This is a genomic window from Enterobacter sp. 03-F-07-AD-ECC, from assembly GCF_047530935.1.
Lineage (GTDB): Bacteria > Pseudomonadota > Gammaproteobacteria > Enterobacterales > Enterobacteriaceae > Enterobacter > Enterobacter cloacae.
Map to the genome: position 1 here is coordinate 196,003 of NZ_JBLKBZ010000003.1, position 18,843 is coordinate 214,845.

Consider the following 18,843-nt stretch of genomic DNA (forward strand, 5'->3'; position numbering starts at 1 on the left):
CCGTCAGCAATCGGTGGTTTGTTCTGCGCCGTTATTACCGGTCGCATTAGGGCGGCGCTCGCTGCGGCTGTCCTGGGTGGAAAGCTGCTCACGCAGGGTGGAGAGTGCGCTGGTTGTCTCATCAACAACCTTTTGCAAATCGCTCAGCTTGTTGCTGAAATCGGTTTGATGGGTGCTGACCTGCTCCGCCAGCGTCTGATGCTCACGCGCGATGGTTTCAACAGCCTGATTCACATCAGCAAAGCGGGCGTTATCATCGGCGCTTTTGCGGGACAGCAGCTCTTTTACGCGGGTAAACAGGCTGGTTTTTTCCGGCACGTCCTCAAACTCGATCAGTGTTTCAACAGCAGCGGTAAACAGGTTGTCTTTATCCAGCTTGCGGCGCGCCAGGGGGTTATGTTCTGCGCTGGCGCTGAACTGCAGCATTTCAGTGCCGAGGCTTGCCGGATCGTCAGTAATCGCCAGGCCAACCAGATAAGCGGAGCCGGTATCGGCAAAACTGGTGTTAACTTCCATTGAGGTGAAAAGCTTCTGCCAGTTGCTTGTCATCGTGACCAGATCGTCAGTCGGGGCAATCCAGCCATACAGCGCCATTTTCCCGGACAATGCCCCTTCGGTGATTTCTTCCGCTTCCAGCTTTTCCACCATGCCAAAACGACGGAAAGGCCCATCAGGGGTGAAGCCCTTGATGTGTTCCATATTGATCAGCGCGGTGTATACCTGCGGGTTATAGCTCGCTGCCATCTGGGTGAGCCATTCACGCTCAATAACGCGCCCGTCAGTGGTGGCCCCTTCGACCCCAATGCGAAAACGCTTAGATTTTTTTGCCATCGGTCCGGCTCCGGTTAGTTAGTTCGTAACACGTTCAGAGCCTTATGTTTGCGGTGATGGGCGCGTGTAAACAACGCGTTGGGCTTGTGCGAACTCCCACACAATGCGAAGCCGGGGAAAGTGCTGATTTGAGGCCGTATGTTTGTGCCATGACAACACTGACCCCCGCAGACCTCGATCCCCGTCGTCAGGCAATGCTGATGTACTTTCAGGGATACCGCGTAGCCCGCATTGCTGAAATGCTGGGCGAAAAAGTTGCAACCGTTCACAGCTGGAAAAAACGCGATAAGTGGGGCGAATATGGCCCACTGGATCAGATGCAGCTCACCACCGCCGCACGTTACTGCCAGCTCGTCATGAAGGAGCAGAAGGAAGGAAAGGACTTTAAAGAAATTGACCTGCTGGCACGTCAGTCCGAACGACAGGCCAGAATCGGCAAATTTAACAATGGCGGGAATGAAGCAGACCTGAATCCGAACGTGGCGAACCGCAATAAAGGTCCGCGCAAGCCGCCGGAAAAAAACCTGTTTACCGACGAGCAGATCGAAAAGCTGGAAGAGATTTTCCGCGCCGGTATGTTCGAGTACCAGCGCCACTGGTGGGACGCTGGCATCAAGCACCGTATTCGCAACCTCTTAAAGTCACGCCAGATCGGTGCAACCTACTATTTCGCCCGTGAAGCGTTGATAGACGCGCTCACCACGGGGCGAAATCAAATCTTTCTCTCAGCGAGTAAAGCGCAGGCGCACGTTTTTAAACAGTACATCATCGACTTCGCAAAAGAGGTGGACGTTGAACTGAAAGGCGATCCGATGGTGCTGCCTAACGGTGCCTGTCTTTACTTCCTCGGTACAAATGCCCGTACCGCGCAGAGCTATCACGGCAATCTGTATCTTGATGAGTATTTCTGGATACCGAAATTCCAGGAGCTACGCAAGGTGGCCTCCGGTATGGCGCTGCACAAAAAATGGCGCCAGACCTATTTCTCAACACCTTCCAGCCTGACGCACAGCGCCTACCCGTTCTGGTCTGGTGCCCTGTTCAATAAAGGGCGCCCGAAAGCCGACAGGGTAGAATTTGACCTTTCTCACAGTAGCCTGGCGCACGGCGTTTTATGTCCTGACGGCCAGTACCGCCAGATAGTCACCATCGAAGATGCAGTAAACGGCGGGTGTAACCTTTTCGACCTGGACCAACTGCGCCTGGAGTACAGCCCGGACGAATACAACAACCTGCTGATGTGTCAGTTTGTTGACGACCTGGCGTCCGTGTTCCCGCTGGCGTTGCTGCAGTCCTGCATGGTTGACAGCTGGGATGTGTGGGACGATTTCGAACCGCTTTTACCGCGTCCGTTTGCATACCACCCGGTCTGGATCGGCTATGACCCGGCAAAAGGAACGCAGAACGGTGACAGCGCCGGTTGCGTTGTCATTGCGCCTCCCGTCGTCCCCGGCGGTAAATTCCGCATCCTTGAGCGTCACCAGTGGCGCGGGATGGACTTTCGCGCCCAGGCCTCAGCGATTGAGGAAATCACCAGACGCTACAACGTGACCTACATCGGCATTGACTCGACCGGCGTTGGCGATGGCGTTTACAAAACGGTTAAGCAGTTCTTCCCTGCCGCGCGTGAGTTTGTCTACAACCCGACCGTTAAAAATGCCCTGGTGCTTAAAGCCTACGACATCATCAGCGGTCGCCGTCTGGAGTTTGACGCGGGGATGCTGGATATCGCGCAGTCCTTTATGTCCATTCGCCGCTCAACCACCGCCAGCGGCAACCGGCCAACCTACGAAGCAGCCCGCACAGAGGAAGCCAGCCACGCGGATTTAGCCTGGGCAACCATGCACGCACTTTATAACGAACCACTGGCAGGAGCTTCCGCCAGTACCAGCAACATCGTGGAGATTTTTTAATGGCTAACCGCAAAAACCGCAGCAAGGCACAGCGCGGCAAGACCGCCGCCGATACGGCCAACATGGTCAGTAATGCACATGCGGAGGCGTTTACGTTTGGCGATCCGATCCCTGTCATGGACCGCCGGGAGTTGTTTGATTACCTGGAATGCGTGCAGGTGGACCGCTGGTACGAACCACCGATCAGCATGGATGGCCTGGCGCGAACTTATCGCGCCGCCGTGCATCACTCCAGCGCCATTCAGGTAAAACGCAATATTCTTACCAGTACCTTCATCCCTCACCGCTGGCTGTCTAAACAAGCCTTTTCCCGGTTCGCCCAGGACTTTCTGGTATTTGGTAACGCCTACCTTGAAAAACGATTAAATCGGTTAGGCCAGATCATGGAGTTGCGCGCCTCGCTTGCCAAATACACCCGCCGTGGCATCGATCCGGACACCTACTGGTTTGCGCAGTATGGCTACAACTCAAAGCCATATCAGTTCGATGAGGGAAGCGTGTTCCATCTGATGGAACCTGACGTTAACCAGGAGCTTTACGGAATGCCGGAATACCTCTCCGCCATTCCTTCCGCCCTGCTGAATGAATCGGCAACGCTGTTTCGCCGTAAGTATTACCTCAACGGTAGCCATGCTGGTTTCATCATGTACATGAGCGACCCCGCCGCCGATCAGGAAGACGTGGACAACATACGCGAAGCACTTAAAAAATCGAAAGGGCCGGGCAACTTCCGCAACCTGTTTATGTACAGCCCGAACGGCAAGAAAGACGGCATTCAGATCATCCCACTGTCAGAAGTCGCCGCGAAAGATGAGTTTCTTAACATCAAGAATGTGAGCCGTGATGACATGCTGGCAGCTCACCGCGTGCCGCCGCAGCTGATGGGGATTATTCCAACGAATACCGGCGGGTTCGGCGATGTTGAAAAAGCGGCGCGCGTTTTCGTACGCAACGAGCTGACACCATTGCAGGGCCGCATCACAGAAGTTAACGAGTGGCTGGGTGATGAAGTGATACGCTTTAATCCATACCTGACCGATGAAGACTGACGCGCAGCTGGTCAACCTTTGATAACAACCGCCCTTCTCCGGGCGGTTTTTTATTCCCTTACACACACTCACACCACCAGAGCGCCTCAGCGCCTCGCTGCGCGCTCTTGCCCTTTACTCACATGACGCCTCACGATTAAACGCAGCGCCTCACCACGGCGCAGGCGCGCACGACCAGCCCCAAAAAATGACCATGCCCGCCAGACATTGAGGCGCCAAAACCACGATTAACACCAAAACCGCGCGCTCGTAGCCCCGCCACGCCTGCCCGCTTTGCGTAATAGTTTTCATGCGCCTACATGACTCAAGCAAAAGCCCGCCATTCCTAGCGGGCCTCAGTTAAAACGATCATCAAACGATCATGCAGATTCATGCGGCATAGTCATGCACTTGCGTGGTTACAAAAGAACATAATTGAGAAGCACCGCTAAAAATTCCTTAAGTCCTCTTAATCAACCCCTTGTGTGTTGCTTTGGTAAGATAAGCTAATTCTTTAGGCCCCTTATCTCTAAAGCCCACCCATTCTGGTTGGAATTTAATAAAACTTGGAATTGCTGTTGCTATAGCTGTAACCATGCCGGGAATAATGCCGCCTGAATAACCAGCAATAGCTGCATGGTACAACGGTTTTAAAAAATCAATAACCTGCCCACCATCTACCTCTGGACTAGCCTTGACTCCCATTCTGATAGGATTTCTCCATTTTCCTTCAATAGCTTTATCAAGATTAAGAATAGCCTCTTGTAATAAAGAAAAGTTTTGGGCTCTCGTTAGATCAGGATTTTTAGAATACAGGACTTCTGTATACAACTTTTCTAAGTATTCATGTAAAGCATTAAGATCATCCTTGCAATCATCTTTAAAACGTAAGATGTCCTCTATATGAGCACCTTCATCAGGAATTCTCAGGACATCAAACAGTTCTAGTCTCAACTGAAGAGACGATTTCTGTTCTTTACCATAAATTAAACTCTGTCCTGTTTGGTGGAAGTGCCAATAAGTAGCGGGTTCGTTCTTTCTAAATTCATCAAGTGTCTGTAACTGAAATTCCGTATATAAAAACGGGAAATCTTGGACATTCATCATCCCATCATGTTTCATAATAGGTCTACGTAACACCCCATTATCCAACAATTCTTTTTCTTTGGGCACTATCGTGTGAATATTTTCACTGTCAAGAATAATCACATCATCCCAGTAAAAACAGAAATAATTAATATCCTGTTCAGTTAAACCTGCTCCAAGAGAGACAATACTACTATTTGTATAAAAACTCATTTCATTAGGATTAGCTACTATGCCACGTTTCATTCTTCCTCCTTTCTTAGCTCGCTCCTTTGAAGAATGACATACATTCTTATAATTTCAATATAATATGAGTTTTAACTAAAAACATGCAGCATAGATCCGGTCCCCGATAGATAATCAGTTGATTAATAGCTTTAACACCCACGGCCTAACGGTTCGATGCTCTCGTTATTCAACCTTGCAAGCGGTAAAAAACAATTTTACCGCCTGAAATGTTAGCTAATGCATCCAGCTTTCGTCCTCTCAGACCTGCTGCAAAATCTCCATTACTCGCTTTTTATCTTCGACCAGTTTAAGCCGCTCAACTCCAGGCCGTTAGCGCTTCCCTTACGTATGCGGATTGCCGTTTTTGGATAGAGAGGGCGCAAATTTCGGTAAAGCTCGGATTCAAGAGCTTCCAGTGTTGCTTGGCTTATCTTCTGCTCTTTATCGATCATTATTTCAATGCGCACAGATTCCCCTTAACTGGTAGCGTCCATTGTGCGGCTGTACTCATGGTTACGAATTTTCGCCATCAGCTCATCCGTCAGTTCCGACACCCACTGGATCGCAAGGCGTTTCTCTTCTTCGTTACACTCACTAGCCGCTACAAGCTTGATAAAGAAATCAATACGCTGGAGCTTCAATGACTCCAAAAGATAGTCCTGCATTTTCCCTCCTATCCTCACTACGGGATATACCTGTCAGCATCCCCAGGAAGAAATACCGACAACTGTATACACATATACTGTTTATATATACAGTATATGAGGATTTTTAGGTTGTAAAATATTTTCTATCAATCAATCAGATGAGTCTATTTGCTGAGGTTAATCATTACCGGAACGCGCTACCACACCGTCAGACCTGACCATGTTGATCACGGGCTAATTCCGCCCTGAGAATGCACGCTTCATTCGGTTCAGAAGGTCATCCGCATGCTGTTTAATCTCCACAATCTGGGACGACAGACGTTGAACACCTGCCGCAGCACGGTTTCGGACAGTAAAGCGCCCTTCATCAACCGTTAACACCTGATCGCCAAAGGCAACCACCGCGCCAGAACTCAGCGAACGGACCATTCCGGCACTGGCATCCACACCACGCAGAGCCAGCAGCTCACTAATTTGCGTTTCCTGCTCCGTCATAGGTCTGGTTTTTGGCCTCACTTTTACGCGCTTGTTAGTTACCTTTGCCGCTTCGCTCAACCGCTGCGCTATCACCCGTTGTTCTTTCCGGGATAAAGAGCCCATATCCGCCCAGCTGGCACAGTCATTCATGACCGTGCCGCCAGGATCGGCGCGTTTTTCAACCTCCCGCGGCTCCCGCGTACAGTTATTGACAGAACTCCGAGGGGCGGCGGGGCCGCCTGAAAAATCAAGGTCAAAACCTGAAACGCCATCGGTCTGACGCTTCGGCACAATTTTGTATTTGGTAGTGCGCGTATGAATCAGCGATTCCGGCCCATGGATCGGGGAGTAAACACCGGAAATTTTGGAGACGTCATCCCCGTAGAGGTTGCCGTTTTCGGTGACTTCATAGCTGAGGCGCACGCGCAGGAGATCACGGGAAACCAGCGGACCACCCTGTGCACTCACGTACAAATCCCACGCGCTGCTGTCGGCGGCCTGACGCACTGGCTCAATTTCGGGGTGCAGGACCAGCTCACGATCACCGAGGCGACGTAATTCACGCCACACAGTTACCGGTGCGCCGCCTATTTGCTGGAACTGACGGATCGCCCAGCGAGACGCCCAGGCACTTACGCGGCGGGCGATTTCTTTCAGAGGTTTGCCGGTTTCATCATCCAGATCGTCATCAAGCTGATAGCCATCAATATTTTTTGAAATGTATTTGGCGATATAGCCCGTTGCGCTGCCCTTCTCTTTCTCGATGGGTTTCATTTCGAAGCGGTTTTCAGCGGCGCCAGGCTCATTCCCATCCTCACGCATGGCGTGCTTACGAAAGATTGCTGTTGCCGGTTCGATATGCTCCGGGCGCATGAAAAGCAGGAGGTGCCAGTGCGGGGTTTCGTCGTGGTGAGGCTCAACAACGCGAAAACCAAACGCGCGTATACCATTGCGCAGCCAGGCCGCACGCGTGCGCGCCCATACCTTGCAAAGATATTTCTGTGTTTCACGCGGTGACGCGCCGCTGTATTTGTTGTTCCGGCGCCCGTCGTACTGCATTGAGTGATATTTGGATGGAGCGGTAAGCGTGAAGAATGCCCCGGCCAAACCGGCCTCATTCGCTAAATCTTCGAACCCACGCATGCGCGCCATCAGTTCACGGCGTCGGTTGGCTGGGTTGGCAACGCTGCCGGCCACTTTATCAATCAGCGATACACGTTCTCCGGTGTCCTCATCTTCCAGCTCCATCGCTTTCAGAAATTCGCGATTGGCTTTCTTTTGAGCCGTCCACTCCTGCAAACATGGATCACTGCAGTACGGTGCAGATTTTTTGTGTACATACCCGGCCGCAACCATCAGATGCTCACGCCAGCGAGCGTGCATACGGCGCAGACGATTAAGCCACCACTGCGGAGACTGCAGGCGGGCCACTGCTTTCAGTGCGTCTTCCGCCTCCAGCTCTTCTTTGCAGTAGGCCGTCCAGCACGGAACCGGTGTTTTGAGGTGATTGGCAAGAAATCCCATGCGGCCATAACCTGACAGGGTGGCGAAATGAGGATCGGACGTGCGGGCCATCTGGAAATCAAACTCGCGGTTAAACTCGCTACCCAACAGGTCAGCAAGATTATGCGCCAGCCGTTTCAGCTCTTTTTTTCCAGCCCAAAGCAGGCGCCAGAATTGTTCACGCAGAGGCAACAAAGCCGCAGGCATCACCCCCTGCGGCAAATACTGCTCATTGACCTGATCTATACGACTAAGAACGAATCGCTCAAACGTATTGATAAGCCATGCATCAGCCGCTTGTTTGCCTTTACGGTCTACCTGTTCAAGTTTTTGAGCATACATACGACGGACAAAATGAGGCAGCGAAGCCAGGCGGCGGCGAACCGCCCGGCTCCGGTCTGGTGCTTCATCAGTTTCTGCCAGTTCGGCAATCGACAAACGCTTGCGATTGCCGTCTGGCGTCAGATACATGATCCCCGGCGCCGCATCAGCTTGCTTAAAACCGCCAATTGCAGGACGCGGAGCATTCCAGCTATAGGGAAAAGCAGTATCAGACATTCCTGCTCCCAATCATGGAGAGCTTATTGGCACCCTTATTACTTTCCCCTGCGGCATAATCAACGCCATACCATTGCCACTCATTACAGCTAGCACGCACTGGTTCAGATACAGCAATAATTTCCCTAGCGGTTTTACCTTCTCCACCCGCTACGCCCATGCTCCGTTTCGCGTCTAGTTCATAAATTTTAAGATCACGATAAAGAGAGCGCGTTAGCTGGGTGTCACTGTTGGATACAACAACGCTGTGCCCCAGCGAGGAAAGATGAAGAAGGATTGAGGCAAGGTGGTACTGGTTATCCTCATTAAATCCTTTTGTGTGATAGGCCGTAAATGTATCGTCGTATGGAGGATCGCAATAAATAATATCGTCACGCTTAACCATTGCCAGCGTTTCTTCGTAACTTGCACAAACGAAATTGGCGCGTTTTGCTTTCTCTGCAAATGCGCGGATCTCATTTTCTGGAAAATACGGCTTTTTATAATTACCGTACGGAACATTAAAAACACCGCTTAGGTTGTAGCGGCATAATCCACGATAACAGTGGCGGTTCAGATAAAGAAAATATACTGCGCGGTGCAGGCGGTCTAATTGCGAATCGTGGTTAAAAGCTTCTCGTACACGATAATAATTTTCAGCCACGATAAAACTTTCAAAAACTGCTTTAGCAAGGTTAATAAAGTTTTCTGTATCTTCCGCAATAGTACGATACAGATTAATTAAATCTGGATTGATATCTGCGACAAGATAATGAGGATAGTCTGTTGCCATCATAACAGCGCAGGAACCCGCGAAAGGTTCAACCAATCGCGGGCCAGCTGGGAGATGCTTTTTCAGTTCGGACATAATGGCGGTTTTGTTTCCCGCCCATTTCAGGATAGTGCTCATACAACGCCTCCGTTGTAGTGCTTGCCTTTAAGCTCTGCAATTTCCTGACAGGTCACACAGCACTGCACGCCCGGAATAGCGCGGCGGCGAGCTGGCGGAATTGGAGCATCACACTCCGCACAGATAACACGGGAAACGCCCGGCACTTTGGCGCGGGCATTGTTGATATGGCGCTCACGATCTTCCTGTTCGCGCAGCTGAGCGAGGTCCATTGAATCAGCCATTAGTGCAACTCCTGCGCTTCGTTCTGGATGCGTACCGCTTCAACGCGAAGCAGTTCGGCCGCCTCGATATGGCTCAACTGACGGGAAACGATGCGCACGGCCAGACTATCCAGACGAGCCGCCATTGCATCAGCGCGGCAACGGCGCTCATCCAGGCGCGTTTCATTTAACAAAGCGAACAGGCCAGCATCGTCTGGACCTATTTTTGTTGAGTGGGTTTTCAAATTTTTCATATTCATTTCCTCAGAATTCGGGCAAAAAAATGCCCGGCGGGTTTACGCCATAAAAAACGGGTTAGTTACTTAGATATAACCAGAAACAGGGACAGGCTTACTTTTAATCTGGTTGATAATTTCAGCCTGCAAACCTTCTTTAAATTCTTTGCAGCATTCCCATTCGGGATCGACACGCAAAACAGCACCATCACGGGTTTTAATTTCAAAACCTTCCGCCATATTTGGGATGATCACGCCTAAAATAATTCTCAACTCATTACGAGACATGTTTCACTCCTTTAATAACCAAACGAGCAATACGAATAATTAAAAAAGCTGACGGCTTAGCCGTTTTTGTTTTCAGCCCGTTTAATAATTCGGACTGATCGCGGCATGGGTGCCAGCGCTTGCCGTTATCTCCTGCAATCCAGCCGTGGCCGTAGTGCATTGCCGGGCTTTGCTTTACCAGGAGCGAGGCTAAAGAGGGTTCGTTTTTCAGCATGACCATCTCACATAAACCCGAAAGTCGCACTGATACCTGTAACCGTATCAATAGTGCTAGCCATGGCTGGGTTAGCCTGTAGACGCGCCTGCATGGATATCGCAGCCAACGCCATAAAGCGGGTGGCGGAATTGATGCTACTGATCACATCACGGCGACCAGCAGTAGTCCCGACTTCCCCGGACACAGCACCGGCAGCCACACGGCCAATTTCAGCTGTCGCACTCATTACGTAATGCGGAAGTCTTTCTTTTGCTACTTCGTTCGTTGGTACGCACGGAAGGCAATGAATTTGAGCCAGGAAACCATCAACAAGCGTTGAGTCCTCAGTGATATCCGTCAGCAGCCAGATTTCAGGTGGAGTAAGCTGATGCGGTTGCTCCGGGTTCAGCTTGTTGCGCAGCGTCTGGACATTCATTCCCGCGCGCTGTGCCAGCTTCGCCATGTTGTGACGCAATGCGAAAGTCCTGCAAGCTTCATCAAAATGGGGATGCTGAGAAATGCGATAATCAAACATATTGAATCCTTACAATTCTCATCGTGAATTAAGAACCAATGACAAGTTGGAAACTGGAATGCCCAAGAGCTTTTCTCAGTTGCTCCTCTTTCCAGCGAGCGTAATAAATACGGATTGGTCCTCCGGCTTTTTTGCAGCCCTTACGGATTTTACGTGGTTCGATGGGAACGCAAGGATTGTCCCCTGTTGTCCAGCGATAACCTGTACGCACAGAAATACCCTCCAATTCCGCAAACTGCTGCAAAGTGACTATTGCTGCAGGTATTTTTAAGATGGTTATTTCAGAAGCCATAAAGTTACTTTTCCTTACGCAAACGATTCAGGGTTCATCTGCAGCATGTTTGGAAACGACGTAAACAAACATGTGGTTAATCCCTAACTATCCCAAAATGGAACTATCAGGCTTGCATTGTGACTTCGCAGCCCTGAGCCGCTTCCATCGTCAAAGCAAACATGTTTATTTCGATAAGGCTATTAACTCCGGCCTTCTTCCTGATAGGAAGTCGGTTTTCACGGATCATCTGACGCGCATAGCTTGGCTTGTAACCTGTACGGCGGCAGAACTCATCGAGCGTGATGAATGGCTCAGATACCACAAGGTTGATGCTGGGGCGCATTGAAAAATTGCTTTTCATGATGCACTATTCCTCAGTTTGTGTTTAAAAACTTCACTATTCGGAACTATTCTCAATCATTCCGAAGACCACAAAACCGATGATAGGATCGCATTTTAAATATGTCAAACACAAAAGAGACCCCTTTAGCGATCTCAAAATACAACTTTACATCTCAAAGTGGGGGGAAGGAGGCGATAACGCGTATCCTCCAAGCCTACGGATTCAGTACCCGGCAGGCTTTATGTGACCACCTTGGGGTATCTCAGAGCACTATGGCAAACCGTTGGATGCGCGATACTTTTCCGCACGATTGGCTCATTGCATGTCATCTAGATACTGGTGCATCTATGCTTTGGTTAACTACAGGGCAAGGCGCATCTACAACAAAAGCAGATCGCGGCAATGGATTACCTTTGCAATTAAAAGAAATCTCAAATGGGGTTTTTACGTCTACTGAAGAAGTTCACTACGACTCTCGCCTTTTACCTCAAAACACAACTGCTCCATTCATTGTGAAGTTTGAAAATTCGTTCTATCTCGTGGACGAGTTCAGGGGAGAGATCAACGATGGAATCTGGTTGATTGAATTAGATGGCTTTATGAGTATCAGACAGGTTTACCGTCTTCCTGGTGGACGCTTACGGGTAGAAAATGGCCCCGCATCCTTTGAGTGTACACCATCGGATATTGAAGCCAATGGCAGAGTGATCAGCAAAATAACGTTTACTGAATAAGGAATATTGGTATGACTCAATTTAGCGCTTTCAACTATACACACAATAGAGATAAAGCCATCGCAAATTTAATCAACCTGATTGAAGGAATGACCTGTGATGGAAACTTAAGTGAAAAAGAAATGATTTTCTTGGATACGTGGCTGATGGAGACAGACGTTCTTTCCCAAAATTATTTCGTAAACTGCATCAGAGATAAAATAAGTGAAATACTTTCTGATGGTGTAGTTGAAAAAGCTGAATTAGACGAATTGAAAGACCTACTCCATGAAATGCAGCGCGGCTTGATGGATACTCCTAACATAGATCTTTACTCCGCAGACTCTGACAAGCATTTGCTAGAGGGCCTATGCAAGGGGCTTGCTTCAGACTATCATTTGAGCGACGAAGAAATCAGCTATTTAAACTGGTTCTTATCTACAAATGTAGCTTTAAAAAGCAACTATCCCGGTAAACATCTTTACGAACTTGTCCAGTCAATCCTTAGTGATGGAGTGATAACAGACGAAGAACGCATCAAATTATTACAAGAAATAACTGCTTTTACTGGCTCAAATATCTCTGAGGGAATAGTGGATGGATATTCCACAACTTCACCTGTTGACCTTATTGATGAGTTTAACCCTACAGATAGGAAAGTTTGTCTTACTGGTAAGTTTCTATGCAGCTCCCGTAGACAATGTGAAAGTGACCTTATAAAGCTTGGTTGCAAGATTGTTGATCGTGTTACTCAAGATTTGGACTATCTAATTATTGGCGCCCTGAGCTCTAAGGATTGGAAATTTCAAAGCTTCGGAAGAAAAATAGAACAGGCTATTGATTATCGTGACAATAAAGGAGTTCCGCTTAAAATCCTCAGTGAAGAACACTGGCAAGCCCTAATGCGTGATGATCATTCCACATCTCAATAGGCCTATAGAATGGCAGTAAGCAAATTAAGCAATGGAAAGTGGCAGGCTCAGGTTTTCCCCAATGGTAGAGATGGGCGGCGTATTCGTCGCCAATTCGCCACTAAAGGGGAGGCTTTGGCTTTTGAACGCCATGTAAAGGAACAAGCTCAGGACAAGCCCTGGCTGGGCGAGAAGACAGACAAACGTCGAGTTCGCGATTTGGTTACAACCTGGTATAACGCACATGGTGTAACACTTGCTGATGGAGAGAAGCGTAAAGGCGCAATGGAGTTTGCCTGTCTCGCTATGGGCGACCCCCTCGCAACTGAATTCAACGCTAAATTGTTCTCAACATATAGAGAGCAGCGGCTAAGCGGAAAAATCACCCGCTCTGATCGCGTTAAGTCCGTAACCCCTCGCACGGTAAACCTCGAACTGGCTTACTTTCGGGCTATGTTCAATGAGCTGAAAAGACTTGATGACTGGACAGCACCAAACCCCCTCGAAAACGTCAGAGAGTTTAAGATCGCAGAAGTTGAACTGGCCTGGCTTACAGTTGAGGAAGCGACACGCTTACTTGAAGAGTGCGAAAAAAGCAAAGCAGAGGATTTAGCCACAATTGTGAAAATCTGCCTTGCGACCGGCGCAAGATGGGGAGAGGCGGAAAGCTTAACTGGCAAACAGATAAGCCCTGGCAAGATCACTTTTATCAAAACTAAAGGTAAGAAGAACCGCGCGGTTCCAATCAGTGATGAGCTTTACGAACTGCTACCTAAAAGCCGAACCTCGAAACCACTTTTTACCGGATGTTATTCAGCATTCAGGAGCGCGATAAAGCGCGCGGGGATAGAGCTGCCAGACGGTCAGCTTTCGCATGTTCTTCGGCATACTTTTGCCAGTCATTTTATGATGCGCGGAGGTAATATTTTAGTTCTTCAGCGCATCTTAGGCCATACGGATATTAAGGTGACGATGCGTTATGCTCACTTCGCCCCAGATCATCTTACTGAAGCAATTAAACTAAACCCATTAACGTTATTAAACAATTGAAATTCTTAAATGGATGCCATCATGTATCACACTAAAAAACAATTTAAAGGCACATGCCCACACTGCAATAATGTAATTGATTATCACGAACTTAAATTCCAAATGGAAAATGACATTGGGGAAATGCTCGCAAAATGTCAAAGTTGCGGGGACACTTTTGGTATTCAATGTAAGAATCCAGATGAATCGTATATTGTTAGTGGAGCAGATAAAATAGATTACTTGGATTATGAGTGTGAATCACCATCAAACCTCAAAAAAATGACAGTAGCATTCAAATATAAAGGTGATATTTTCAGAAACAACCCAAAATTTGATTTTGAATCTTATAATCTTTACAAATGTCATAGCTGTGATGATAACTTAGAAAAAATAGCCTACGAAAGCATGGCAAGTGAATATCAAGAATGGGGCCAGCAAGTTTATCAATACATATCTGAAGACATATCAGGTTATGGATATAATGCAGAAAAATCAATACTAAAAATCGATTTGACTTGCTCCTGTGGTAAAAATCATTCCGCTTTGTTCTACAAAAAGTTTGACCATTGCGATTTTTCTGATAACGATTTTTTACTCGGAAATATAAGTAATTGCGTTTCTCTCGAAGACAGAATCGATGGAACCATTACGAAATCTGATTTTATAGAAGCCATAAAAAAATTAATTGTTAGGTGGGAGCTATTATTTGAAAAAACTTATCTAATATTCCCTTACGTTGGTCATACAAGATCCGAAAATTCTGAACTACTAGAATTATGGGGCGAAATCATATCCCAATCAAGCTCAAACAAACTTAAAATAATCACTAAAACTCAAACATTGAACTCTTTTAAAAAAGCAGTATCAGAGGTTTTTCATGATTATAACGTTTTAAGCAAATTTAAATTTACGCCACAAGTGATAGAAGAAGCTATTAAAAACACTCGATTTCATGCAAAAATTTATTGCGGCGTAAATGATAATTATGTGGAATGCCTGAGTGGATCAGCCAATATCGCAACAGGCCCTTCATTTGAACAACTTACTTTTAAAAAGTATGATAGTTACGATATCTTCTATGAAAGATTTTTGAAAGCTTTCGACACTAGTAAAGTCGCAGATGATGTATTTAGCATTCTAGATAATAAAACAACCAATAAATGCCATGTTCTTTTCGATCAATCAGAAGGTTATCATCACTCGCAGCTTGAAAAGACTACCCTCATAGCCCTTATCAAAAGTTAAAAAGAACGACCGACGACTCCCGCAGTGGCAGCAAAATGGCAGCATATCTAATCACTATGCTGTCATATTCTTCACTATTCTATGAAACAAGTTTATGACAATTAAGTAAATTATTGTTTTTTGGCAGTAAAGATAGGGACTCATAATCGCTTGCATCAAAATGCCAAAAAAGCCAACCCCGCACTCCCACGGTGTTGGCCCTGTTTTAAAGCAGTGACGGTCACAACAGGTTAAAACACGTAACGCATACCCAGCGTAAATTCGTTAGAGACAATATGCGCTTTCATCTGCTCGTCTTTTAAGCCGCGCGCGTTAGTGAAATTGTTATATCCGCTTTCGATCTTGCCCATATCGATATAGCGATAGCCCAGATCGACATACAGACGCTCAACCGGCGTGTAGCTTACGCCCGCTCCTAACGCGTAGGTCAGGTTGCTTTGGGTGGTCGAGGCGTATTCACGTCTGGCGTTACCCTGCCAGCCGCCCGCTTTGATCTTGCTCACGCCAAGCCCTGCGGTACCGTAAACAGAGACACCGTAGCCGAGTTCATAATCGCGGTAGACATTCAGCATCAGTCGTTCAGTTTCGGTCTGCAGGTGGTTAAAGCTGTTCGCGAATGTGCTGGAGCCGCTGGTGTACTCCGTTTTTTGTTTAAAGGTGTATTCACCTTCGGTACGCCAGCCGTTGCCGAACTGGTAGCCTGCGGCAATCGCCGCGCCGCCAAAATGCTCTTTCTCTTTACCGCCCACAAACTGTCCGACACCCGGACGCGCGCTGGTATCCATCTCTTTCGCACGCTGTTCAATCTGCAGGTATTTTGCCGAACCGTAATACCCTTCTTCCGTATTTGCCGCCAGAACGGTAGCCGGGATCATCGCGACAGGCAGGGCGATTAAAAGTGCTTTCATCTTCATCTACACTCCATTGAAAAACAGTCAGTGAGACGAATCATAAGCAGTCCCGAAAGGGCAAACTATTAGGATGAATACGCGTTTTACCTGGTAATTTTACGTAGGGATTTGTCTTGTTTTTAGTACCGTTGCTTTTTATTTCAATCCGTTACCGGTTGAGGAAAACGCAGCAGAACAATCGCGCCATCGGTCGGCACCGATTCCAGTTCCGTCACATCCAGCGCGGTGTTTTCCGGCAAGCTGAAGTTATCGACCGTAATGCGGTTCACTCGCCACGGCGTTAAGTAACTCACCAGCAGCTCGCCTCTGGCATTGGTTGTGGAGCCAAACTGGTTATAGAAGCCAATGCCCGGGGAGTCCGGCACGTCCACCAGCGCAGCGGTGCTGCCGAGCTGTTGGCCAGGCGTCACGCCGCCTGCGTGTACCAGAATGCTGCCGCTGGTGTCGGCATGATAATCACGGCGCGTTCCCCCGCGTACCATACTGAGGTTCAGCTCGCCCGCGTTGTACTGATAGCCCAGGCTCGCAGACAACTCATCATTGCGGTGTAGGGTATGCGTCGCCTGCAGATCGTAACGCAGGCTGTAATCACTCAACGCCGAACCGTACACATTCACTCCATGACTATCTTCCCCCCGGCTGGCGAGCTCGGTGATATAGCCGACATTACTCGTCGTCCCCCAAAGGGATAAAGGCACACTGAGATTGATACCCACGGTGGTTTCATCCGGGTTTTTACCGTAGCGTTCATAACCGCCGTACAGGCTGACATCCACGTTCTGTAAGGTCGCATCCAGGCTCAGCGTCATCCCCATGCTGCCTGCGTCAGGTTCACGTGACTTCAACCCGTGCCACGACAGGCTCAGGCTGGCGTCCTCGCCAAGATTCTGGTTAAGCTCCAGCTGCCCGCGCAGCGCCCGCCGGGTGACGTCATCGTCCCAGCCGTATCTCAGCAGCTCCGCCCGCGTGATTTTTTCTTCCAGCGACCGGTAACATTCATTACGTGGATACCACTGGAGCTGAGCGGTGAGGCTGGTTTCGGTTGTAAAGAACGCTTTGGCATAGCGGAGACGCCACACCTTGCCCCGTAGCGTCTCCGCCTCTTGCGTATAGCGAGCCGCGCTGACATCTGCGGAAAACGCCCCCCACCGCCCGAGGTTAGCGCCAAAACCCGCGACCTGGCTGAAATAGTGCTCCCCTTGCTGCAGCCCGGCAAACACGGTGACCTGCGGGGCAACTCCCCACGAGAACGTACTCTGCCAGAAGCGATCCTTGTCCCTGTCGATACCGTGAAAAGGCTTATACCGACCGGCGGCCAGTTCGTAGCTAAAGAGCCCGTGATGCACCAGATTGGGCATGCTGGAATAAGGCAGCAGGCGGGTACGCTCCGTACCGTCGCTCTCCTGCACCGTCAGTTCCAGGTTGCCGTCCGGGTCCGGCGGATAAAAATCGCGAATGGTAAACGGCCCGGGCGGGACGTGGATACGGTAAACACGTACCCCGTTCTGGTGAATGGTGACTTCCGCCTCTGTGCGGGCATAGCCGTTGATCCACGGGGAATAGGGTCGCCAGCTATCAGGGTACATCGCCTCGTCACTGGCGAGCGATGCACCGCGAAACGCCAGGCTGTCGAACATATTTGAAGAGGTATTGCCGTCGCCCAGGGTCACGCGCGAACGCAGCGGCGTGATGCTGCGCCAGAGCGACATCGCATTGGTGTACGAACCGTGTTGTCCCTCTTTTTCACGCCAGAAGGTGTTTTGATAACGCAGACGCCAGGGGCCCACATTAAGGCCGTTGTCCAGGCTCAGCGTGGCGTCAGTACCGGAACGCTCCCAGTCATACTGCGCCTGGCTGTTATCCGCATCCAGACGATAGTTAATAAACAGCGCGTTGATGCCATCATCCCAGCGGCTGGTGCTGACGCCATTCTGCTGCGGGCTAATGGCGTCTGTCGGGAACAGAAGCGTCAGCAGTTGCGCCTGCGGGCGGTACCAGTACTTGAGGTTAAACTGCTCCGCAGACTGTGGCGTCAGGCACCCTTTGGCATCCCAGACCAGACGCGCAAGCACCGCGTCACGTACGCCCCACTCCTCCATCAGCGGCTGGCTAAGGCAAGGCCCCGAGGCAGACACCTCAAACGAAATCGCCCCTTTGTAGAGGTTATTAAGGATCACCCACGTCTTTTGGGTGGCCGCGCGGCTCTCTGCCATGGCAAAAAGCAGCACAAAAAAGAGAAGATGGAGTCGCATCATGATGGCAGGCAGCGCAAAAAGGTGAGGAGGCTCACGCCTCCTCACCTGTTTTACAAAAAAGCGTTATTTCTGCAGGGAGGCAAGCGCAGCGCGAGCACGGCTCAGCTCTTGCTGAATGCTGCTCAGATCGCTCTGTTTTTCAGCCAGTTTGCGCTGGTATTTCGCCACTTTCTTGCTGTCGCCTTTGGCTTTCGCTTCACGCAGATCTGCCTGAACCTCGGCAATATCTTCGCGCTTCTCGGCCAGTTTCTTCTCCAGCTTCTTCACCTCTTTTTGCGCGTCAGCCTGTACGCTTGCCGGGGTGCAGTGCGCTTTCACTTCAGCCAGCGCTTTTTTCAGGCCGTTGACCTTGTAGGTATTACCGTACTGCTGGGCGATACGGATCTCTTTTTCCAGTGCCGCGGCTTTGGCAGAGCAGCTTTCTGCCGCCTGGGCGGAGGTGAACATACCAACAGAGGCAATAACGGCCAGCGCGGATACGAGTTTTTTCATCGGGATATCTCCTTTATATGTGAACGTCCTCGAATAAAAGAGTACCCCG

General features: G+C 49.3%; 21 protein-coding genes and 1 pseudogene. 6 read left to right on the forward strand and 16 right to left on the reverse strand.

Annotation, left to right across the window (positions count from 1 at the left end):
* Nucleotides 1-3: 3 nt before the first annotated feature.
* Nucleotides 4-831, reverse strand: coding sequence for a GPO family capsid scaffolding protein (locus tag ACMWKA_RS06100; RefSeq protein WP_053444897.1), 828 nt, complete (start codon nt 829-831; stop codon nt 4-6).
* A gap of 149 nt (nt 832-980) precedes the next feature.
* Here ACMWKA_RS06100 and ACMWKA_RS06105 point away from each other — a divergent pair, with 149 nt between their 5' ends.
* Together ACMWKA_RS06105 and ACMWKA_RS06110 are read left to right on the forward strand one after the other, a co-directional pair.
* Nucleotides 981-2,744: a terminase ATPase subunit family protein gene (locus ACMWKA_RS06105; protein WP_175418807.1), complete on the forward strand. Its 1,764-nt coding sequence runs from the start codon at nt 981-983 to the stop codon at nt 2,742-2,744.
* Nucleotides 2,744-3,793 carry a phage portal protein gene (locus ACMWKA_RS06110; protein ID WP_414760068.1) on the forward strand — a complete coding sequence of 350 codons (1,050 nt, stop codon included), beginning with the start codon at nt 2,744-2,746 and terminating at the stop codon, nt 3,791-3,793. The genes ACMWKA_RS06105 and ACMWKA_RS06110 overlap by 1 nt, the downstream gene beginning before the upstream one ends.
* A 438-nt stretch (nt 3,794-4,231) precedes the next feature.
* Here ACMWKA_RS06110 and ACMWKA_RS06115 read toward each other — a convergent pair whose 3' ends face one another.
* From ACMWKA_RS06115 to ACMWKA_RS06170, 12 genes and pseudogenes are all read right to left on the reverse strand, one after another.
* The gene (locus ACMWKA_RS06115; RefSeq protein ID WP_414760069.1) at nt 4,232-5,104 is read right to left on the reverse strand and encodes a DUF6236 family protein; all 873 of its coding nucleotides are present in this window, start codon (nt 5,102-5,104) and stop codon (nt 4,232-4,234) included.
* Between the two features lie 240 nt (nt 5,105-5,344).
* Nucleotides 5,345-5,553 (reverse strand): annotated as a pseudogene (locus tag ACMWKA_RS06120) (DinI-like family protein).
* Nucleotides 5,554-5,562: 9 nt separating this feature from the next.
* Nucleotides 5,563-5,751, reverse strand: coding sequence for a hypothetical protein (locus ACMWKA_RS06125; protein ID WP_219986862.1), 189 nt, complete (start codon nt 5,749-5,751; stop codon nt 5,563-5,565).
* A gap of 216 nt (nt 5,752-5,967) precedes the next feature.
* A complete protein-coding gene (locus ACMWKA_RS06130; protein ID WP_414760070.1) occupies nt 5,968-8,271 on the reverse strand; it encodes a replication endonuclease in 2,304 nt (767 codons plus the stop codon).
* Nucleotides 8,264-9,160, reverse strand: coding sequence for a DNA adenine methylase (locus ACMWKA_RS06135; protein WP_414760071.1), 897 nt, complete (start codon nt 9,158-9,160; stop codon nt 8,264-8,266). The genes ACMWKA_RS06130 and ACMWKA_RS06135 overlap by 8 nt, the downstream gene beginning before the upstream one ends.
* Nucleotides 9,157-9,384 (reverse strand): TraR/DksA family transcriptional regulator, encoded by a 228-nt coding sequence (locus tag ACMWKA_RS06140; RefSeq protein ID WP_248725244.1) that lies wholly within the window; start codon nt 9,382-9,384, stop codon nt 9,157-9,159. Before ACMWKA_RS06140 ends, ACMWKA_RS06135 begins: the two co-directional genes overlap by 4 nt.
* Entirely contained in the window at nt 9,384-9,617 is a 234-nt protein-coding gene (locus ACMWKA_RS06145) for a DUF2732 family protein (protein WP_111970224.1), read from the reverse strand. The genes ACMWKA_RS06140 and ACMWKA_RS06145 overlap by 1 nt, the downstream gene beginning before the upstream one ends.
* A 69-nt stretch (nt 9,618-9,686) precedes the next feature.
* Nucleotides 9,687-9,887 (reverse strand): hypothetical protein, encoded by a 201-nt coding sequence (locus ACMWKA_RS06150; RefSeq protein ID WP_014884921.1) that lies wholly within the window; start codon nt 9,885-9,887, stop codon nt 9,687-9,689.
* Entirely contained in the window at nt 9,877-10,101 is a 225-nt protein-coding gene (locus tag ACMWKA_RS06155; protein WP_111970222.1) for a phage filamentation protein Fil family protein, read from the reverse strand. The genes ACMWKA_RS06150 and ACMWKA_RS06155 overlap by 11 nt, the downstream gene beginning before the upstream one ends.
* A 7-nt stretch (nt 10,102-10,108) precedes the next feature.
* Nucleotides 10,109-10,618, reverse strand: a complete 510-nt coding sequence (locus tag ACMWKA_RS06160) for a phage regulatory CII family protein (RefSeq protein ID WP_414760072.1) — start codon at nt 10,616-10,618, stop codon at nt 10,109-10,111.
* Between the two features lie 28 nt (nt 10,619-10,646).
* Nucleotides 10,647-10,910 (reverse strand): hypothetical protein, encoded by a 264-nt coding sequence (locus ACMWKA_RS06165; RefSeq protein ID WP_414760073.1) that lies wholly within the window; start codon nt 10,908-10,910, stop codon nt 10,647-10,649.
* A 106-nt stretch (nt 10,911-11,016) separates the two neighbouring features.
* Nucleotides 11,017-11,253, reverse strand: coding sequence for a hypothetical protein (locus ACMWKA_RS06170; protein WP_062856346.1), 237 nt, complete (start codon nt 11,251-11,253; stop codon nt 11,017-11,019).
* Between the two features lie 101 nt (nt 11,254-11,354).
* On the opposite strand from ACMWKA_RS06170, the gene ACMWKA_RS06175 reads away from it, so the two are divergent.
* The 4 genes from ACMWKA_RS06175 to ACMWKA_RS06190 are packed head-to-tail and all read left to right on the forward strand — an operon-like array spanning nt 11,355 to nt 15,136.
* A complete protein-coding gene (locus ACMWKA_RS06175; protein WP_414760074.1) occupies nt 11,355-11,969 on the forward strand; it encodes a phage repressor protein CI in 615 nt (204 codons plus the stop codon).
* Nucleotides 11,970-11,980: 11 nt separating this feature from the next.
* Nucleotides 11,981-12,880 carry an NAD-dependent DNA ligase gene (locus ACMWKA_RS06180; RefSeq protein ID WP_248725241.1) on the forward strand — a complete coding sequence of 300 codons (900 nt, stop codon included), beginning with the start codon at nt 11,981-11,983 and terminating at the stop codon, nt 12,878-12,880.
* A 9-nt stretch (nt 12,881-12,889) separates the two neighbouring features.
* A complete protein-coding gene (locus tag ACMWKA_RS06185) occupies nt 12,890-13,909 on the forward strand; it encodes a tyrosine-type recombinase/integrase (RefSeq protein ID WP_248725240.1) in 1,020 nt (339 codons plus the stop codon).
* Nucleotides 13,910-13,930: 21 nt separating this feature from the next.
* On the forward strand, nt 13,931-15,136 hold the full coding sequence (locus ACMWKA_RS06190) for a hypothetical protein (RefSeq protein ID WP_414760075.1): 1,206 nt from the start codon (nt 13,931-13,933) through the stop codon (nt 15,134-15,136).
* A gap of 230 nt (nt 15,137-15,366) precedes the next feature.
* Here the strand turns inward: ACMWKA_RS06190 and ACMWKA_RS06195 are convergent, their stop codons facing one another.
* The 3 genes from ACMWKA_RS06195 to ACMWKA_RS06205 form a co-directional block, all read right to left on the reverse strand.
* Nucleotides 15,367-16,050, reverse strand: a complete 684-nt coding sequence (locus tag ACMWKA_RS06195; protein WP_102752649.1) for an outer membrane protein — start codon at nt 16,048-16,050, stop codon at nt 15,367-15,369.
* Nucleotides 16,051-16,187: 137 nt separating this feature from the next.
* On the reverse strand, nt 16,188-18,302 hold the full coding sequence (locus tag ACMWKA_RS06200) for a fimbria/pilus outer membrane usher protein (RefSeq protein ID WP_414760076.1): 2,115 nt from the start codon (nt 18,300-18,302) through the stop codon (nt 16,188-16,190).
* A 63-nt stretch (nt 18,303-18,365) separates the two neighbouring features.
* Nucleotides 18,366-18,794 carry a DUF1090 domain-containing protein gene (locus ACMWKA_RS06205; protein WP_013098815.1) on the reverse strand — a complete coding sequence of 143 codons (429 nt, stop codon included), beginning with the start codon at nt 18,792-18,794 and terminating at the stop codon, nt 18,366-18,368.
* Between the last annotated feature and the right edge of the window lie 49 nt (nt 18,795-18,843).

Coding starts and splice junctions, on each gene's coding strand:
- ACMWKA_RS06110 (WP_414760068.1), top strand. CDS start 2,744: ATGGCTAACCGCAAAAACCGCAGCAAGGCACAGCGCGGCAAGACCGCC.
- ACMWKA_RS06125 (WP_219986862.1), bottom strand. CDS start 5,751: ATGCAGGACTATCTTTTGGAGTCATTGAAGCTCCAGCGTATTGATTTC.
- ACMWKA_RS06160 (WP_414760072.1), bottom strand. CDS start 10,618: ATGTTTGATTATCGCATTTCTCAGCATCCCCATTTTGATGAAGCTTGC.
- ACMWKA_RS06130 (WP_414760070.1), bottom strand. CDS start 8,271: ATGTCTGATACTGCTTTTCCCTATAGCTGGAATGCTCCGCGTCCTGCA.
- ACMWKA_RS06175 (WP_414760074.1), top strand. CDS start 11,355: ATGTCAAACACAAAAGAGACCCCTTTAGCGATCTCAAAATACAACTTT.
- ACMWKA_RS06185 (WP_248725240.1), top strand. CDS start 12,890: ATGGCAGTAAGCAAATTAAGCAATGGAAAGTGGCAGGCTCAGGTTTTC.
- ACMWKA_RS06205 (WP_013098815.1), bottom strand. CDS start 18,794: ATGAAAAAACTCGTATCCGCGCTGGCCGTTATTGCCTCTGTTGGTATG.
- ACMWKA_RS06150 (WP_014884921.1), bottom strand. CDS start 9,887: ATGTCTCGTAATGAGTTGAGAATTATTTTAGGCGTGATCATCCCAAAT.
- ACMWKA_RS06165 (WP_414760073.1), bottom strand. CDS start 10,910: ATGGCTTCTGAAATAACCATCTTAAAAATACCTGCAGCAATAGTCACT.
- ACMWKA_RS06180 (WP_248725241.1), top strand. CDS start 11,981: ATGACTCAATTTAGCGCTTTCAACTATACACACAATAGAGATAAAGCC.
- ACMWKA_RS06145 (WP_111970224.1), bottom strand. CDS start 9,617: ATGAAAAATTTGAAAACCCACTCAACAAAAATAGGTCCAGACGATGCT.
- ACMWKA_RS06105 (WP_175418807.1), top strand. CDS start 981: ATGACAACACTGACCCCCGCAGACCTCGATCCCCGTCGTCAGGCAATG.
- ACMWKA_RS06100 (WP_053444897.1), bottom strand. CDS start 831: ATGGCAAAAAAATCTAAGCGTTTTCGCATTGGGGTCGAAGGGGCCACC.
- ACMWKA_RS06140 (WP_248725244.1), bottom strand. CDS start 9,384: ATGGCTGATTCAATGGACCTCGCTCAGCTGCGCGAACAGGAAGATCGT.
- ACMWKA_RS06155 (WP_111970222.1), bottom strand. CDS start 10,101: ATGCTGAAAAACGAACCCTCTTTAGCCTCGCTCCTGGTAAAGCAAAGC.
- ACMWKA_RS06115 (WP_414760069.1), bottom strand. CDS start 5,104: ATGAAACGTGGCATAGTAGCTAATCCTAATGAAATGAGTTTTTATACA.
- ACMWKA_RS06195 (WP_102752649.1), bottom strand. CDS start 16,050: ATGAAGATGAAAGCACTTTTAATCGCCCTGCCTGTCGCGATGATCCCG.
- ACMWKA_RS06200 (WP_414760076.1), bottom strand. CDS start 18,302: ATGATGCGACTCCATCTTCTCTTTTTTGTGCTGCTTTTTGCCATGGCA.
- ACMWKA_RS06190 (WP_414760075.1), top strand. CDS start 13,931: ATGTATCACACTAAAAAACAATTTAAAGGCACATGCCCACACTGCAAT.
- ACMWKA_RS06170 (WP_062856346.1), bottom strand. CDS start 11,253: ATGAAAAGCAATTTTTCAATGCGCCCCAGCATCAACCTTGTGGTATCT.
- ACMWKA_RS06135 (WP_414760071.1), bottom strand. CDS start 9,160: ATGAGCACTATCCTGAAATGGGCGGGAAACAAAACCGCCATTATGTCC.